Raw genomic sequence first — 17,654 nt, 5'->3', positions numbered from 1 at the left:
CTAATCAAGCATTTTTGGTTTCCTCAAGCTGCTTCCTATGACCCAAGCCTTACAAAAATCCGAACTCCGCCAGCGCTTCCGTGCTGCACGGCTGGCGTTATCTGCTGACGCTGTTGAGAGCCGCAGCGCGCAAATTGCCGAGCTATTTTGGGCCTATATCTTCCGCCCTGAGCACCGCTATATACACAGCTTTCTGTCTATTGCCTCCAACCACGAGCCTAATACTTGGCCTATCATTGAGCAGCTTTGGCAAGAGCACCCACAAGTGCGGGTGGTAGCTCCAAGGGTACACCGACCCACCAAAACGCTACAACACCTGCTCATTGAGCCTGATACGGTTCTTCATACCGGTGGGATGTCTATCCCGGAGCCGCCTAACGATGCGCTACCGATTGCCATAGCACTGCTGGATGTGATTCTGGTGCCTTTGTATTGCTTTGACGAACGCGGCTACCGGGTGGGGTATGGAGGAGGATATTACGATAAATTTTTGGCGCAATGCGCTCCAAAAACCTTGAAAGTGGGAATCAGTTTGTTGCCACCTGTCGCTGTGATAGAGGGGATAGCGCCTTATGATATCCCCCTCGACTACTGCCTAACACCCGACAAAGTTTGGCGTTTTGCTCAGTTGTAGTTTGAGTTTTTGCAAGTGTTTGAGCGTTTGCTCGCTCAATACATTGGGCGAAATATGTGGCAGCAACTCACTGTGAATAAGCTGCTTCTGTGTATTATAAAACTTCACCACAGCGCCCATAGAAGTGTCGGCGATAGGCTCTATGACCCAAAAAACGGTTGGGCGCTTGCCTGTTGTCTGTGTTGTTGTTGAAAAGTAACGGCTCAGTGCTTTCATCTCTGTATCTGTTTTGAGGTAACAACGGTGGGTATCATTCTATAGCAAAGACACCGCGCTAACCCAAGGGTTGCACGGTGTCTGAAAAATTTAGCCCATATAGCCTAAAATCTCGCATAAATGAGGGGCGCTATTTTGATATCCAAACCTTATTTCTGAGCCAAAATGCTGCATCTCGTTAGCCCAAAGTTGAAGCTTGACTGTTTTGCTGCTATAGCTCTATAATCAGGCCGATGCTGGGCAAGGTAGTGCCGGTAGCGTTTTCAAAAGTGCGCCCAAGGTAACGGTCAGGGTTGTTGGGGTCTACGATAGGGTTGCCGGTAGCATCACGTTGCACATCAATAAAAGGCTGACCAATAAACTGGAAGCCATAAGCATTCTGAATATCAAAGAAAGCGTTGAAGCTCCATCGGCTGAAAAACCACTTTTTGTCAATGCGCAGGTTGAGGTTGTGAAATGCGCCAGCTCTGCCCTCATTAAGGCGGTTATAGTCAGGCACTCCTCTGCCCGTAACATCCCAAACGGAGCGTGTAAGGCTTCGTGCTTCGTCAAATGGCGTAAAAGGCGCTGCCCCCGAAAGCAAAAACCTTGCTCCCAGTTCCCAGTCTTTGCCAAACTTGAAGCCTCCTGTTAGGTTGATGATATGGCGATTGTCCCAAGCAGAGGGGATAAAGCGCCCGTTTTTGTCCTGAAACTCACTCCGTACCCACGTATAAGACACCAAGGCATAGACCCCCTTGGTTAGTTTGCGCTGATAGAGGAACTCTACCCCATAACTACGCCCCTCGGAAGTAGAGCTGACGGGCGCATTGCCAATCACCCCAAAATCAGAGCCTAGATTGGCCAACGAAATGCTGTCTTGCAGCAAAAAAGGATAACGATCATATACTTTCAGAAACCCTTCTACCGTAAGGCGGGAGTTGCTCTTGGGAAGGTTGTACTCCAAGCCACCGACCACTTGTTGGTTGCGGATGTAGCGCAGGCCATTATCTGCATTGACGAGGCGCTCCCCTTCGCGATAGCCCATCACCGTAAGCGGTGCGCGCTGATAATAAATCCCAGTGTTGAAGTTGAAAGCCCAACGAGGTGCAAAGCTGTAAGACAAGGAGAGCCTTGGGGAGAATTGCGCTAATGGGTTTTCCATCGTAGGCGCATAGTCGGCTCCATCCATTCGGAATCCTATCGAAATGCCCAACTTGTCGTTGGCTAGACGGCGGCTTGCCTGCCCAAAAACGGCATAGGTGTTAAATGCCAAATCACTCTGAAATTCGCGCAAAATCACTCCTGTAGGACTGACCGTAAAGGGTACATCGATGCGGTTACGGGTGCGATTATTGTATTTAATCAACTCATAACCAATGCCATAGGTGATTTTCCAGCCTCCAGCTGTGCTGAGGTATCGCTCTAGGCGTAGCTTATTCTCTATCTCTTGGGAGCGATAGTCCAAAATACGTTCTAGGCTTTCGTCATTGTTGGGGTATTTGAAAATTTCATTGTTGAGCATACTCCTGCTGAGCACAAAGGTGTAGAAGCCGTTTTTCCTGAACCAATCCAGCCGCGCCCCGATGCTGTAATTCCACTGGTTATTCACGGGCAAATTGTTGAGGATATAGCGTTGTTCTTCGGTTTCGTTGGCATTGAGGTTTAGCCCAAACTCGTCCAATGCGCCCAAGCTGATGATACTGAGCTGGAGCTTGTCACTGATTTTGTGTTTGTACTTGAACTGATAGTCGTTGTAGGTAGGTAAAAAGGGCAGGCCTAGTGCCGAAAATAAAAACTGTAGATACGAACGTCTTACCGAAAAATTGAGGGTAGACCGCTGCGAAATGGGGCCTTCAAAATTGAGCCCGATGTCGGTAGCGCTCAAGACAAAGTCTGCACCCCAGCGCTCCGCACTGCCATCGCGTTGGGTAAACTCAATCACCGAACTGAGCGCGTTGCCCCTATTGGAGGGGAAAGCCCCAGAGTAAAAATCAACATTCTGTAACAAATTGACATTCAGCAGACCCACAGGCCCTCCTGATGCGCCTTGGGTGGCAAAGTGATTGATTACTGGCACTTCGATACCGTCGATATAAAATCGGTTTTCGTTGGGCGCGCCTCCACGGATGATGAGGTCATTCCGAAAAGCCACCGAACTCGCTACCCCGGGCAAGGCCTGCAATACATTGGAAATATCCCGGTTGGCTCCCGGAAAGCGTTTGATTTCGGTGGTACCAATACTGCGCAATGATACAGGGCTTTCGTCGGTTTTGGCAAAGCTGCTGCTGGCCGTAATCACAACCTCTTCGAGGCTGGCCGCGTCTTCTTCGAGGCTGATATTGAGCGTCAAAGGCCTAGCAAGGCTTACCTCGACTTCGTACAGCAGCTTGGTTTTGTAGCCCACATACGAAACCTGAAGGTTGTATGTCCCTGCTTTGGGCAACCTCAGGGTATAGTTGCCGTCGAGGTCGGTGGTGGTGCCAATGGTGGTGCCCTGTATGACTACAGTGGCCAAAGGAACTACTTCGTTGTTTCGACTGTCTACAATTTGGCCTTTGATAATGGCCTCTTGGCCTTGGGAATAAACCACTTGCCAACAAAAAACCACTAAAAATACGGAGAGTAATAATGGGTGTTTTGAAAAATTCATAATATTATCGTATTAAAAAATAATGTTTTTGAATAAACATCCTTTTGATAACATTCAGTTGTGGGAATTGTTTATCTGATAGGTCAGAAAACACTGGTTGAGCTATATAATTTATTGAAACTTGTCTATATTTTGTTTACCACTTCATTTTTTTGTTGCAAATTGCGGCAAAATGATGGTTAAACATTGATTCCCTATAAAAACACATTTCCCCCTGCTTACTTTTGCGACTATGAGCCATATCACTACACTTAACACAAGCCCATACCCCCTCTTACACGAACTAATAGAGGCGCTCGAAGCCTACGAACAAAGCTTTGGCCAAGCCCCTGCATCTATGGCTAGCTTTGTAGAATGGTTGACCCAACAATACCCCAACCAACCAACCAGCCCTCAAGCTGAAGCTTGGCTCAACATCGAAATTAGCAGCGGGGTGGGCTTGCTCAATCGCTACGCCAAGCATTATAGCAAGAAAATGTTGCAAGATACGCCCTTGGCCAGCACCGACGACCTGCTGTTTTTGATTGCCCTAGCTACCCAAGGCGCAATGAACAAGTCAGCCCTTATACAGATGCACTTGCTCGAAATCACGACTGGCACGGAGGTAATCAAACGCCTGCTGCGCAACAAGCTTGTAACCGAGCAGGCCTCTACCCAAGACCGCCGCGCCAAAGAAGTCGCCATTACCCCCGAAGGCCTTCAGCTATTAGGCCAGCTACAGCCTGATATTCAACGTATAGGAGCCATCATCGCCGGTAACCTCAACACTGCCGAAAAACAACAAATCGTCGCCCTAGTAGGCAAGCTCAAGCGCTTCCACGAACAAATCCATGAGGAACACAAAAAAGCCGCCATTAACACCATTTTTGAGCACTATCTGCAAAGTTGAGAGAGAGAAAATCTCTCTCAACTAACCTAAATCCCGTATAGCTTAGTATCTTTGGCCTGAAGGGGATACCAAGCAATACCCCCTCTCAACAAGCTCAACTGCCAGTAGTATGATAGAAATACGGAATATCCAAAAAGCTTTCGATGGCAAGCCTGTGCTCAAGGGCATCAGTGGTGTGTTTGAAGAAGGCAAGACCAATATGATCATCGGTGCCAGCGGTACGGGCAAAAGTGTTTTGCTCAAATGTATTGTGGGCTTGGTAAAACCCGACCAGGGGGAGGTACTCTTTCACGGGCGCGACTTCCAAAAAGGTGATAAGGACGTACGCCGTGCCATTAGGCGCGAAATTGGGATGCTCTTCCAAGGGGGAGCGCTCTTCGATTCCAAAACTGTGGCCGAAAATGTCCGCTTCCCACTTGATATGCTCACCACAATGACCAAGGCCGAAAAAGAAGCCAGGGTGCTGTTTTGTTTGGAGCGTGTGGGGCTGAGCCGTGCCTACAAACAAATGCCTTCCGAAATCAGTGGGGGGATGAAAAAACGCGTCGGTATAGCCCGTGCCATCGTCATGAGCCCCAAGTACCTCTTTGTAGACGAGCCCAACTCTGGCCTTGACCCCCTGACGGCCATCAAGATTGACAACCTCATCCAAGAAATCACCCACGAAAACAACATCACCACTGTCATCGTATCGCACGATATGAACTCTGTGATGGAAATTGGGCAGTACATTATGTTTCTCTACGAAGGTCATAAGCTTTGGGAAGGCAGCAACCAAGAAATTGCCCGTACAGACGTAGACGAGCTAAACGCTTTTGTATTTTCTAATAAACTCCTGCGCGACTTGCGCACGCATCTCTAGCAGCTATGGCCCATCTCCCGGCAGTGCATTATACCCAAACTGATACCGTTCCCTCATTGGCCTACTACGACAGTGGGGGCAACGCCCCTGCCTTGGTATTCTTGCACGGCCTAGCCAGCAACCATACTGTTTGGCAAGCCAATTTTGCTTTTCTAAGCCGTTATTACCGCTGCCTTGCCCCCGATTTACCGGGGCACGGCCTCTCCGACAAGGGCAACCACCCCTACAATATCCCGTTTTATGCCGAGACTATCCGCCAGTGGCTTCAAGGCTTAGGCCTCAAACAATGTACTGTAGTCGCGCACTCGATGGGGGCTCAGGCGCTTATCTACCTACTCGACCAACACCCCGAGCTACCCATAGACCGGATTGTGTTGGTAGCTCCTGCCGGATTTGAACGTTTTAGCCTCGCTGATAGCCTACTGATTAAACAAGTGGCTTCCGTACAGGCTTTCGGGGCATCGCAGTATATGCAGCAACTCCTGCGCTGGAGGCAGTACCTCCGACCCGAAAACAGTAGTCAAAAACCAAAATATGTACTTGACTTAGAGGCTGATTGGTTTGATATGGAGCGTAATATTGAAATATATCGTGTGCTTTCACGCTCTATGATTGGAATGATTGACGCGCCTATTTTTGACAAACTCTCTCGGGTTACGCAGCCTACCTTGGTGCTATTTGGCGAGAAAGATAAGCTCATCCCTAACCCGATGTTGTATAACGGACAAAAAACTGCCGATATCGCCCGCCAAGGTGCGGCTCAGTTGCCCAATTCGACACTCAAAATATATGAAAATAGTGGGCATTTTCTGCCCTGTCAATGGCCGGAGCGATTCAATATAGAGGTTTACCGATTTCTCAATCCTACGCTTTTTGCGCCCAACAGCTAGGTGTGGTATAAGTAAAAAGCCAAACAAGCCCAAATGACAAAAACCTATAAAGTCTTGGAGACCTTATAGGTTTGGTTGTTTTTTCTTGAAAACTCCTCACACCACTGACCATTTTCCAAACCCACAGTCAAAACTGTGGGCTAAGTCTTATTTTACCCCCAAAATGAGGCCTCAGCTTGCCTCAGAGCTAGCGCTCCGAGCTACTTTTCAAAAATGTCCAGTGGCGTGACGATTCCTCTAGTGCGGCGTTACGCTTAGGCTTTGGCCGGCTCTGGACGAAGGTCTTTGAGCAACTCGCGAGAGATGATTTCCTTCATGATTTCATTCGTGCCTGCATAGATGCGCTGCACGCGGGCATCGGCATAAATACGCCCTACCATATACTCCCACATATAGCCATATCCTCCATGCATCTGTACACACTCATCAGCTATTTTGCACTGAAGGTCTGTCATCTGATACTTGGCCATCGAAGCAAGCGTAGTATCGCACTGCCCACTGAGGTGCAGCTCTGTCAGGCGGTCAATAAATACCCGCGCCATTTGCAACTCTGTGGCCATTTCGGCTAGCTTAAACTTCGTATTTTGGAATGTGCCGATGGCTTGGCCAAAGGCTTTGCGCTCTTTTACATACTGCAAGGTAGTATAAAAAGCAGCTTCGGCTCCGGCAAGCGCAGCAATACCCACTACAAGACGCTCCTGAGGCAGCAACTCCATCATATAGCGGAAACCTTGGCCTTCTTCGCCCAGCAAGTGTGATTTGGGGACTTTGACATTGTCAAAAAACAGCTCGCAGGTATCCTGCGCATGCAACCCTACTTTCTCAAAAGGTACTCCTTTAGAAAACCCTTCACTATTGGCCTCAACCAACAATAGGCTGATGCCTTTGGCTCCGGCGCTAGGATTGGTTTTGGCAGCTACTACGGCCACATCGCAGAGGTATCCGTTGGTGATAAAGGTTTTCGAACCATTGAGTAGGTAATAGTCGCCGCAATCTTCGGCAGTAGTACGCAAGCTCTTGAGGTCGCTACCCGCTCCCGGCTCTGTCATCGCAATGGCATTGATATATTCGCCCGAAACCATCTTGGGCAAGAATTTGTGTTTGGCCTCCTCAGTGCCATAGTCTAGGATATAGGGCAACACGATGTCAGAGTGAAGCGGAAAGCCAATAGCAGGCCCGCCACAGCCAGTCAGCCCGAGTACTTCGGTAAAAATAGCGTTGTAGCGGAAGTCTGTAATCCCTAGGCCTCCGTAGGCTTCGGGGACTTGCATAGCCAAGAAGCCGGCTTGGCCTAGCTTACGCCAGATATCGCGGGAGACCATCTTGTCTTTTTCCCACTGGGCATTGTAGGGAACGATTTCTTTTTCAGCAAATTCGGCTACTGATTGGCGGAAGAGTTCGTGCTCTTCGGTGAAAATATCTCTTGGAATAAACATAGGAGACAGGGCTAATGGTTGTGCACAAAAATACGACTTTATTTGGATTTTATTGGCCGTATCTAAGGGCTATTGAACGCTTTATCTCTTTCGAAAACCTTCGTTGGGCAGGAAGGTTGTAGAATCAAGCGCTTTTTTATAGTTTTGTTTGGGAGGGTTAGCTATCTAATACCTCCCATACCATTGTTTTCCACTATTTCCCATTACTCACTTTCCACCTTTTTCAGACTACGCCTCAAGGCGTATAAACATTGTTGCCTATGAATATTTTAGACCAGATTATTGCCTACAAACGCGAGGAAGTTCTTCGTAACCGTGAGAAGATTGACACCAAAACGCTGGAATCTTTCTTGTGGTTCGACCGCCCCACGCTGAGTTTGGCACAAGCGCTCCGCAAACCTGAAGCTTCGGGGATTATTGCAGAGTTTAAGCGGCAGTCGCCCTCCAAAGGGGTTATCAATGGGCAAGCCAATGCTACATTGACCACCCAAGGCTATCAGGAGGCTGGCGCTAGTGGCATTTCTGTTTTGACAGATACGCCTTCTTTTGGTGGGAGCGACGAAGACCTGATGTTGTCGCGCAAGCAAGTAGGAATACCGATGTTGCGCAAGGATTTTATTGTGGACGAATACCAACTCGTGGAGGCCAAGGCCATTGGTGCAGATGTCATTCTGTTGATTGCGGCCTGCCTCAGCCCTACCGAAGTACGGCGCTTGGCGCAGTTTGCCAAAAGCCTACACTTAGAGGTCTTGTTGGAGCTACACAGCGCCGAAGAGCTAGCCCATATCTGCCCTGAGGTAGATTTGGTCGGTGTCAACAACCGTGATTTACGCAGCTTTATGGTCAGTATCGAGCATTCGTTGTCGCTGGCCGCACACATCCCGCCGGAGTTTGTCAAAGTATCAGAGAGCGGCTTGTCAAAGCCCGAAACTATCCTGAGCCTCAAAGAAGCCGGTTTTCAGGGCTTCCTCATTGGGGAGACCTTTATGCGCCAAGAGCGCCCCGCCGAGGCCTGTGCCTCGCTCATCGGGCAACTCAAACAAGGCGTTAGCTAAAAAAAGGGGCTTCTGGCCCCTTTTATAATGTACTGTCTGTATCTGATATCGGTATCACCTCAAAAGGCAACCTTGTAATCGCGTTGAGTAAGCGAGCCACATCTTGCGAATCCTCGTCCCAGTCGTCTATCTTCCACTCTATCTTGACTTGATGCCCCTCTAACTGTGTGAGCTGCTCCATCCGCTTAAACAACTGCCCCAACATTGCTACTGTGGCAGAGTTGAAATAACGCAGGTAAATACAAACAAGTGTGTGTTTTCGGGGGGCTAATAAGTACTCATCTATCGCATCGAGTACGGGCTGATAAAACCGATAAGGATTTTCGGGAATCGATAAACCTTCTACTTCTAACAAACCCTGCTCAAAATTGAGCAGTATTTTGGGGGTTTTGCGAGTAGCTGTGATTTTGAATACCTGAGGGGTATTGTCAGCCGACCGCTCGTACATACTGTTTAGAGATGACATAACTCAGGGGGTTGGGTATAGATAGAGAATACGCTCAGGGGATTAAGAAAATAAGATTAGTTGACTATACGCAGCACGAAGGGCTTTGTTGAGGAGAGCAAAACAAACCAAGTAAAGCCATATACGTAAGAACGCAAGGACACGTTGTTAATATAACGTATTTTGCGCGATTTTAGTACATTGTAATGCTTTTATTTTTATACAACCAACTATTGAGGTATTTCGAAGGTATTTGTAGTCCTTATTGAGATAGTAAGAGAGGATGGTTTAGTATCTATATCCGCCAAAAGGTAGCGCTATGTATGTTTATAGAAGATTATCGCCCTGTTTTTGTTTTTGGCCTCTTTGTTTGTTGGGCTTTGTTTGCCCTAGTTACGCAAGATACAAAAGCTTCGAAAAACAACAAAAGAAAAACCTTTGATAGTTGATTATTTCTTACAAATGCTTTGTTTTAGGTCGTATAGCCTATTGATTGCAACACTGTGCAATACAACTTTTATACCCCAAAAACCAGTCGCCCCCTCAAGTTATTACACCACCGCCGACTTGTCAAGTGCTCATTGCCTGAGCGCTGCACAATGCGGAATGAGTGTGATGAGGGGATAAAATTTTTGCTAAAAAAATAAATTATCTAATCTTTGCGAACTATTAAGTCAAAATTGTTGTATATTTGTAACCCGATTTCATTAAAACTGGGGCCGACCGGTTTTGACAGCTTGAGATAGAAGTTGTAAGCACGTCGGGAGTTGAGAGCACCTCCTGTTAAAAATGCTTTCAAACGATAACTGGCGAAAATAACTACGCCCTCGCTGCCTAATTTAGAATTAGTGTAGAGAGTATCCGGTAAGTTCCTCCGTTTTGCCCGAACTTACCAACACGGATATCGAACCCGCAAAACTACGGTGCTGGAGGACTACGGTCAGCGCCCGACAATCATAGTAGTTACGGATGGTCTCTAGGGTAGTTGTACTCCTTGGCCTTCCCGACAATCCAAGTACAACTAAGCGTGTAGAAAGCGGCTTACTGTCCTTGTTTGGACGAGGGTTCGAATCCCTCCGGCTCCACTAATCTCCAAAAGACAACTTTTGGAGATTTTTTTATTGCCAAAAAGCCCCCGAAGCCATTGGCTTTCAAGGGGCTTTGCAAATTTACACCTGTTAATATTTCTTAGAAAAACATCTCTAGCCCATCTTCGTGTGCAATAGGCACATTGTCAACCCTGTTTTCAATCACATCTTGGATGGCCTGAGGCACATTGGAGAGGAAGTTGTAGCCCGTCAGCTGCTCTAGGGAGCGTACAGAGCATCGGTATGCCGACCAATGTTTGCTGTTTACGGTTTGGTTGTTGGGCATATTGACCGCAATCACACGGGTGTTGTTGTTGATGCGGCTCAGGTCGTTGCTGCCAACTGGTAATACGACAATCACTTTCCAAGTAATAGAAGGCACTGTTACGTTGCCGCCGGCGATGGTAGTAGCATAGCCATTGCTGCCTGTGCCGCCTGTGCCACGTTGGCCGGCGATGATATAAAGCTCATAACCATTGCGCACGAGGGTGCGGCAATAGCTTTCCAGCTGTTCCCAAGTAATGCGGTTGTTGTTAGGAGACTGTGGGAACATATTGGTCATCAAGAAGGTGGCCGAGTTGTCGGCTACGCTCCCCGTGCGGTCTGCCGAAGGGCATACGTGCCCCCTGTCAAAACCAGAGCCTTGATAATCGGTAGGGCGTACCCGATACCAATCTGCTGGCAAGGCAGTATCCGTACGGAAATCATCTTGGCGTGGGGTGCTGCCTAGCCAAGCTGCGCTCAGATGCCAACTAACCCAGTTGGGCGTACCCCGAAAGCGGTTGTAAGACATTGCAAACTGCGACTTGGTCATCAGGTAGTTGCTGTGTGAGCTATTGGCTCCGCTAGGGTTGCCAAGCGCTAAGTTGTTATCGCGGGTTGGGGTGGCTGTAGAGCCACTCACATTGCCCGGAAGCCACAGCTCTTCGGGGGTTTGGGGCGCAATATCGCTGCGTTGTTGTTGGCAACTGCCCAAGACAAAAAGGACGACTATCGCCCATAGCGACAGTGGATAGAAATACTTCATAAGCGTTTGTGTTTGAGTGTTTAGCGGGGCGAAGGTAAACACAAACTTAGGCTATGGAGCAACTAAATTGTTAGGATTATGTTAATAAATCTCCCTCTTGGGTGGGCGCTGCCGGAAAGCAAAGCAAAAACGTGCTACCTTGTCCGGGGTGGCTGTCTACGCTAATTGTTCCGTGGTTTTGGGTGATTAGACTCTTGACCAAATACAGGCCAAGCCCGCTCCCCTTTTCTCCCGAGGTGCCGACAGTACTGATCGGCTCTGTGCTGAAGAGTCGCTGGAGTTGCTCGTCGGTCATGCCTTTGCCCTCGTCCTTGATAGTCAGATAAGTCTGTTGACCTTTTACTTGGGCTTCGATGCTGATTTGGCCTCCTTCATAACTAAATTTGACCGCGTTGTTGAGCAAATTTCGGACAATTGCACTGAGGTGGTTGGGGTCTGCATACACTTGCACTTCAGGAGGGATTTTTTGTAACAGGTTGATTTTTTTGAGTGCTACAGCAGGCGCTATCAAGTTCAGTTCCTTACTCACCACGACCCCTAAACGCAACATTTCCGGCTTGAGTGTTTCACCACTTTGGATTTGCTCTTTTACCCAAAATAAGAGGTTGTGTAGGGTTTCATCTGTAGCCTGAAACCGTTTGTACAATTCCCCCTTGATATGCCTCACCTCTTCTTGGCTGAGCAACTCTGCGTCTATCAAGTTGAGCGTGCCGCGCAAAGTTGCCATAGGTGCGCGTAGGTCGTGGGCAATAATCGAAAATAGCCTGTCTTTGAAACTATTGAGTCGCTCTAGCGTCTCGGCTTGTTGCTCTAAGGCGCTTTTTTGTTGTTGAATTTCTTCATTCTGGGCTATCAATTCCTCTTGCTTGGTACGCAGCAAAAGATTACTGCGTTGTTTTTGCCAAATACCGAACACCAGCAGTATCAATACCAATAGTGCCAAGCAAGCACCCAAGAAGAAGAAGCGTTTGCTCATCCGTTCCTGCTCTAGCGCTTGTTGTTGTAACTGTCGTTCCTGTATCAGTTGTGTGATTTGAGCTTGTTTGCGTTCGCTCTGAAACTGCGCCTCCAGATAAGCAATGCGCTGGTTGTTGGCTTCCGAAAATACCGAGTCTTTGATTTGGATAAACTTCTGGTAGAACCATAATGCATCTTCAGGCAAGCCTGCCTGTTGTGAAGCCCGCGAAAGACCTTCGTAAGCACGTTGTATTTCGAGCGGAATACCTAAGGTTTGGGCCCAGTACAAAGCCTGCTGAAAGCACTGTTTCGCTTTTTCAAAGTTATCATAGGCCAAATAAGCCAAGCCTAGGCTGTTCAGCGCCTCTGACAATCCATATTGATTTTGAACTTGGGTATGTAGCGCAATAGCCTGCTCCAAGATACGGATAGCCTCTAAGGGCTGCCCTTGTTCGGAATACCATTCTCCCAGATAAATATATGTATACCCCAAGATACGCCAATCTTCAATAGACAAGGCCAAATCACGGGCTTTTTCGAGGGCTTCTAGTGCTTTTGGATAATGTTTTTTACGCAGGTAAATGATACCGTTGTTGCGCCAAGCGGTAGCGATTCCCTCTTGGTCTTTCAACAACTCTTTGATGTGTAGCGACTGTAGGTTGTAGCTCAGTGCTTGGTCTAGCTCCCCCATATCAGCATAGATATTGGCCAAATCATTGTAGCGATAAGAAATGAGCGTAGAGTCTGAGACTAGCAAGGCCAAGCGCAACGAAGCTTGATGATACCCTATTGCAAAATCATACTTTCCTTGCCGATAGGCCATCATTCCTTGATAACCTAACCCTCGTGCTTGGCCGCGCTTATCATCTATATTTTTGGCTAATGTCGTGGCTTCTTGCGCGTATGTTGCGGCCTTCATGACCGCCTGATTGCGCAACAAAAACGCCAAATCGCATAGTAGTGCTATCCTGAAAGTATCGGCCTGATGGTGTTGTGGTGGGTATAGTGCCAACAAACGCTCCAGACTATCGACAGCTGACTGTGCTGCTAAAGACATGGCAAAGCCCCAACACAAAAAAAATAACTTAAACAATAATCTCATACCCTAACCGAGCCTTGATGTCTGTTTGAAAAACCAATGCTACTTCAAAGCGCTATCGGGGGAGTACGTTGGTTGAGTCAAATCTTCCCAACGATTCATCCATTTTACGTTCTCTCCTCTGCCTCATATCTGCCTCTTCGCCACCTAGTCCAGGGCGACAAGCAGGAGACATTGCCATTGTGGCTTATGAAAATTAGCTTGACCCCTCCGAAGCTTTGACGGTAGATTCGTACACCTGTCGTCAAAATTTCGGAAGAGTCAAATTATAAACAAACACTTATCCTATCAGACTCAATGCTGAGGTGTTTTTAACGCCCTCTCGAAAAGGTGTCGTGTTTTTATTCTGCTCCCGAAATCAATCCATTGACATCCGAAGGCGATAATTTGAACAAACAAATACGTGGGAATCGCCCTGTTACGATATTGGTTCCGACTACCGCCATACCGCCATCGGCAGTGAGGGTGTATCCCGAAACCCGATAAGGGCTGCCAAAGCCTAAGAAGCGCTTGCCCAATAGTTGGCCTGTTGCGGCATCATAGGCATAGAGCACTATCTGACTATTTTTGGTATCAGAGGCCAATACAATTACCTGTCTGCTATTGATAGTCAAGCGCTTGGCTACCACCTTTGCATCCGGAGTCAACTCTACGAGCCGGTTACCTCCTAAGTCCTTTGTGCTGGTAACACCCGTTAAGTTGACAGCCTGTTGCGGGAGTAGAAAATTCTCCCCAAAGCTGTACCGAGTCATCACAAAGGTGTTGTTATTCAATGGGACGGCCGCACTGATGGCATCATCATAGCGAAAGCCATTGAGCACTCCTTGTTGTGAGCCGTCGGTGGGGCTTACAAAGAGCGTAGACAGTGTAAAGTTGGAAAAGGTATTGACATAAAAGCTATTGCCCACAGCCCCTGCAAAAAAGGGGAATTGGCGGCGGGTTTTGGTCAAATGACCGATAACACGTTCCTCGGCATCCTCAAACACATCGTAGCGCTGTGTCCAAGCCGCCTGAAAGTTATTGTTGAGGCGTGTCAGGGCGGAGGAGCGCGTCAGGCGATCGTAGCTGACCAACAGAAAGCCGTCGTTGATTTGTGCCATGGCCAAGGGGTAAATCACCCCGGCTACTTGATTGACTATCGACGCGCCAGCGCTGTCGACCTTCATCACCTGCGCGTTGAGGCTGATACCGTCCATAGCCATAAAATAAAACTCGTTATTGACCACAAACAGCTCCGACACAGGGTTTACCTGATTAACCTCTCCTTTGTAGTCCCACAAAAAGCGCCCCAGCGCATCCGTGCGAAGCACATACACGCCATAAAAGTTGCTGTCATCTAGGCGGTGCTCTCCTAAGATGACATAGCCACCATCCGTAGTTTGTTTGACATCTACGGGCAAAAAAGAGCCTCCAAACTCATTGTTATCAAAAATAACCGTAAAGCTTTCGCCCGGAGTAAGTTCTGTTTTGCGGCAAGCTCCCAACCCTACCCACAAAGCCAGAAGGGCCAAGCTCAAAAATCGTATCTGTGTTTTCATGATATTGCTGTTTTGTCTTTTTAGGAATGGGTTACTTCTTGGGGTTCACGCTTTTGTATCCGTCTGTAATCCAGTATTTTAGCGGGAACGCTATGCCAAGATTAAAGGCCCAGCTACGCAGCCGCACATCGTCGGGGGTGTCGCCTATTCCGTTGAGCTGTTGGTTGGTATAGCGGTTAGCCGGGTTGATGAGGTTGCTCATTCCGAGGCGGTAGTTCCCTTCGAGGGTAATGCGGGCATTGCCATAGGTAAAGTGAAACCCTCCACCAAAGATAAAGCCGAGGTTGCGGTTATTGTAGAGGTTACGTACATCGGCTAGGTTGGTAAAGTTGGTAAACAAGGCTGTTCCGCCGGCGGCCAAGTCCCTCCCCGATACATCGACCCGCTGGTCGGCACGGGTAACCCAAGACACATAGCCTCCGGCCTGTAAATAGGGCACAAACGCCCCCGAGAGGAAATCGTAGCGCACCATTAGGGGCACTTCTATTGCGTCAAGGGTGTGGGTATGGGTATAATCCAAAAAGATACGCTCGTTTTCGTTAGTTTCGCTCAGCCAGGCATACTGATTGAGATACTCGTATCGGGAGCGAATAAAGCCCGGCTGCATCACTGCGCTCCAGCCACCCATAAAATTGTAAGTGATATTAAGCCCAAACTCCAGTCCTGTGCGGGTAAAGGCATTGTATTTTTTGTCAAACAAGTCCTCCGGCGCATCTAGTCGGGTGCTTTGGTAAATGCTGTAACGCTCTGTGGGGCTTCCTTTGGAGAGGTTTGTGCCCACACGTACTCCCAGCCACCATTGAGAGCTTTCAAACCCTCCAACACTCGTTCGATCGCGTTTGGGGCCGCTGGGTGGTTTTTTATACAAGCTACTTTTTTGGGCAAATACTGCTCCCTCCGGCAGGTGGAGCAAGACAAAAACTCCTAACAAGACGCAAAGAACGTGTGTTAGGCAGGGAAGGCGCAGATGGCTTGACATAAGGTTATCTGATTAGTAAAAGTACAAAGCATAGAAAAAAGAAAAGGTAGGGTATCCATATCACAACAACGCAAATATAAAGCCTGTTTGTGTGTATGTTTAAGATGTTTGATGGTGATGCTGCCCATCATCATTTCATAAAAAATCAGCTACCGCCATCATCAGTATCAGACAATACCGATGATGGTCTTTGGCAGCCCGCCTTATTTTTAGGCATTATCGGGCTATCAGTAGTTTTTTGGTTGCCTTGTGGCCGGAGGTTTCAAAACTATAGAGATATGTCCCTGCGGGCAGTCGGCTCAAGTCTGCCTGTACTTGATGGCGGCCTTTGTCGAGGGTTTCGTTGACGACTGTCTGTACCACTGCTCCTTGTTGGTTGACAAGCCGCAGGACTACTTTCTCGGGGGCATTGAGATAAAACACAAACGAGGTTTTGTCGATGGCCGGGTTGGGGAAGCAGTCGTCTAAGCGGGTGCGCTCGTGGAAAAAGCCCTCGTTGGAGGTGATTTGACCATTCCAGATAACAGGGAGCGCGCTGCTGAGGTAATCACCAAAAAGGGTGTTGCGCAGCTCGGTTTCAGAAGCGCCCAGCCAATCGCGCAAGACGGCCGTCAGCACTTGACGGTAATCAAACTGCATCGGGACACTGCCACTGCGTACATTCATATCGGGGCTGTTGCCAATCACGCCTGGGTTTACATATTTGCCCACAATAAACATCGGTGCAGCTACGCCGTGGTCAGTACCATAGCTGGCGTTGGAGTCGATACGGCGGCCAAATTCGGAAGTCGTAATGGTCAACACCCTGTCTTCGAGGCCTAGCGCCTTGAGGTCGTCTTGGAATGCCTTCATCGCCTGAGTCGTATGATACATCAGAGCGGCGTGTGAGCCCATTGTGGAGTCATAAGCCTCTACTTGGCGGGCGTGGGTATCGAAGCCTCCGATACGCACCAAGAACACCTTGGTTTTGATACCGCCGCTCAACAGGCGCGCTACTAGGCGCAGCTGGGGAGCCAATGGGTTTCGGCTGTTAGACGCGCCATAGGGGTACAAGGCCGGATATACCGTGCCGCTATTGGCACCTTGGGCATAACGCCTTTTGAGCTGCTCGGCATAGGTGTCGGTTTTGTTTTCCAAATCCAAAATCCAACGCAATTCCTTCCCATAAAAAGTATTTTCGATATTCGTAGGCGGCACACCACGTGGGTCTATCCCTTCTTTGTCCTGAAAGCCCTTCAGTTCTTGTACTTGTTCGAAAAACTGTTCTGGGTTTTGGATAGAGACAGAGACCGGGATGCCGTTGTCACGATGAAACACCAAGGACACATCATTGCCGATTTCTAAGGCCAAGGGGTCAGGCATTTCATTGTTAGGATAATTTTGTGGATAATTGGGGAATATCTGATCCAGATAGCGCCCAGCCCAACCAGAGCCGAAGTAGTCGTTGTAGCTCCCGCCCATAAACCAAACGTCCCGCCCACGGAAGTGCGATTGGTTGTTGTTTTGGTACGACACACTCTGCACCAAGTTTACCCGCCCGTTGTCATAGAGTTGTTTGAGGCCAATCATATCCGGGTGAAGCCCTATTTGTTGTTGATCTTCGAGGCGGTTGTCGAGTGTGATGAACTTGCGCGCCCCAAAATCAGGGATGGCCACATTGGCGCGACGGTTATAATAAAGGTTATATTGATTGATGGGGATGAGGCAATTGAGACCGTCATTACCACCGTGAAGCTGCACGATGACCAGCACGCGGTCATTGGTGGAGTTGGCCGCTGCCTGAAAGAGCGGGGCTGAGTCAGCCATCAATTGTACCGGGATATTATTGAGCAAGAGCGGAGCGCCAGCTATAACAGGTATTTTTTGGAGAAAATTTCTGCGTTTCATAGGTGAGGGGGTATTAAGCG

General features: G+C 48.4%; 14 protein-coding genes and 1 other RNA gene. 6 read left to right on the top strand and 9 right to left on the bottom strand.

Annotated features, from left to right (window positions below; all coding sequences use genetic code 11):
• Positions 1-37: 37 nt before the first annotated feature.
• Entirely contained in the window at positions 38-634 is a 597-nt protein-coding gene (locus tag G499_RS0102805; protein ID WP_035726280.1) for a 5-formyltetrahydrofolate cyclo-ligase, read from the top strand.
• Here the strand turns inward: G499_RS0102805 and G499_RS0102800 are convergent.
• A complete protein-coding gene (locus G499_RS0102800) occupies positions 596-850 on the bottom strand; it encodes a hypothetical protein (RefSeq protein WP_026998684.1) in 255 nt (84 codons plus the stop codon). The two genes, G499_RS0102805 and G499_RS0102800, sit on opposite strands and share 39 nt — an antisense overlap.
• Positions 851-1,061: 211 nt before the next feature.
• On the bottom strand, positions 1,062-3,482 hold the full coding sequence (locus tag G499_RS0102795; protein ID WP_035726279.1) for a TonB-dependent receptor: 2,421 nt from the start codon (positions 3,480-3,482) through the stop codon (positions 1,062-1,064).
• Between the two features lie 232 nt (positions 3,483-3,714).
• On the opposite strand from G499_RS0102795, the gene G499_RS0102790 reads away from it, so the two are divergent.
• From G499_RS0102790 to G499_RS0102780, 3 genes are all read left to right on the top strand, one after another.
• On the top strand, positions 3,715-4,371 hold the full coding sequence (locus G499_RS0102790) for a MarR family winged helix-turn-helix transcriptional regulator (protein ID WP_026998682.1): 657 nt from the start codon (positions 3,715-3,717) through the stop codon (positions 4,369-4,371).
• A gap of 109 nt (positions 4,372-4,480) precedes the next feature.
• Positions 4,481-5,233, top strand: a complete 753-nt coding sequence (locus tag G499_RS0102785; protein ID WP_026998681.1) for an ABC transporter ATP-binding protein — start codon at positions 4,481-4,483, stop codon at positions 5,231-5,233.
• A 5-nt stretch (positions 5,234-5,238) separates the two neighbouring features.
• The gene (locus G499_RS0102780; protein ID WP_081413613.1) at positions 5,239-6,123 is read left to right on the top strand and encodes an alpha/beta fold hydrolase; all 885 of its coding nucleotides are present in this window, start codon (positions 5,239-5,241) and stop codon (positions 6,121-6,123) included.
• A gap of 254 nt (positions 6,124-6,377) precedes the next feature.
• Here G499_RS0102780 and G499_RS0102775 read toward each other — a convergent pair whose 3' ends face one another.
• Positions 6,378-7,559 (bottom strand): acyl-CoA dehydrogenase family protein, encoded by a 1,182-nt coding sequence (locus G499_RS0102775; protein WP_026998679.1) that lies wholly within the window; start codon positions 7,557-7,559, stop codon positions 6,378-6,380.
• Positions 7,560-7,819: 260 nt separating this feature from the next.
• Between G499_RS0102775 and trpC the strand changes: the two genes are divergently transcribed.
• Positions 7,820-8,614: an indole-3-glycerol phosphate synthase TrpC gene (trpC, locus tag G499_RS0102770; protein WP_026998678.1), complete on the top strand. Its 795-nt coding sequence runs from the start codon at positions 7,820-7,822 to the stop codon at positions 8,612-8,614.
• A 22-nt stretch (positions 8,615-8,636) separates the two neighbouring features.
• Here the strand turns inward: trpC and G499_RS0102765 are convergent, their stop codons facing one another.
• Entirely contained in the window at positions 8,637-9,080 is a 444-nt protein-coding gene (locus tag G499_RS0102765) for a DUF1987 domain-containing protein (RefSeq protein ID WP_081413612.1), read from the bottom strand.
• A 694-nt stretch (positions 9,081-9,774) separates the two neighbouring features.
• Here G499_RS0102765 and ssrA point away from each other — a divergent pair.
• Positions 9,775-10,147: a transfer-messenger RNA gene (ssrA, locus tag G499_RS21420) on the top strand.
• Between the two features lie 100 nt (positions 10,148-10,247).
• On the opposite strand, the gene G499_RS18465 is transcribed toward ssrA, so the two are convergent.
• The 5 genes from G499_RS18465 to G499_RS0102735 all read right to left on the bottom strand — a co-directional run bounded on the left by G499_RS18465 (position 10,248) and on the right by G499_RS0102735 (position 17,634).
• On the bottom strand, positions 10,248-11,174 hold the full coding sequence (locus G499_RS18465) for a DNA/RNA non-specific endonuclease (RefSeq protein ID WP_035726275.1): 927 nt from the start codon (positions 11,172-11,174) through the stop codon (positions 10,248-10,250).
• A gap of 76 nt (positions 11,175-11,250) precedes the next feature.
• Positions 11,251-13,188 carry an ATP-binding protein gene (locus G499_RS0102750; protein ID WP_161627682.1) on the bottom strand — a complete coding sequence of 646 codons (1,938 nt, stop codon included), beginning with the start codon at positions 13,186-13,188 and terminating at the stop codon, positions 11,251-11,253.
• Between the two features lie 383 nt (positions 13,189-13,571).
• Complete coding sequence (locus tag G499_RS0102745) at positions 13,572-14,768, bottom strand: hypothetical protein (protein WP_026998675.1); 1,197 nt, start codon at positions 14,766-14,768, stop codon at positions 13,572-13,574.
• A 31-nt stretch (positions 14,769-14,799) separates the two neighbouring features.
• Positions 14,800-15,747 (bottom strand): outer membrane beta-barrel protein, encoded by a 948-nt coding sequence (locus G499_RS0102740; protein ID WP_081413610.1) that lies wholly within the window; start codon positions 15,745-15,747, stop codon positions 14,800-14,802.
• 216 nt (positions 15,748-15,963) lie between these two features.
• The gene (locus G499_RS0102735) at positions 15,964-17,634 is read right to left on the bottom strand and encodes a DUF1501 domain-containing protein (RefSeq protein ID WP_026998673.1); all 1,671 of its coding nucleotides are present in this window, start codon (positions 17,632-17,634) and stop codon (positions 15,964-15,966) included.
• Between the last annotated feature and the right edge of the window lie 20 nt (positions 17,635-17,654).

The organism is Eisenibacter elegans DSM 3317, assembly GCF_000430505.1.
Classification (GTDB): Bacteria; Bacteroidota; Bacteroidia; order Cytophagales; family Microscillaceae; genus Eisenibacter; species Eisenibacter elegans.
The sequence above is the reverse complement of the archived record's forward strand: the minus strand, read 5'-3'. Positions and strand labels throughout refer to the sequence as shown.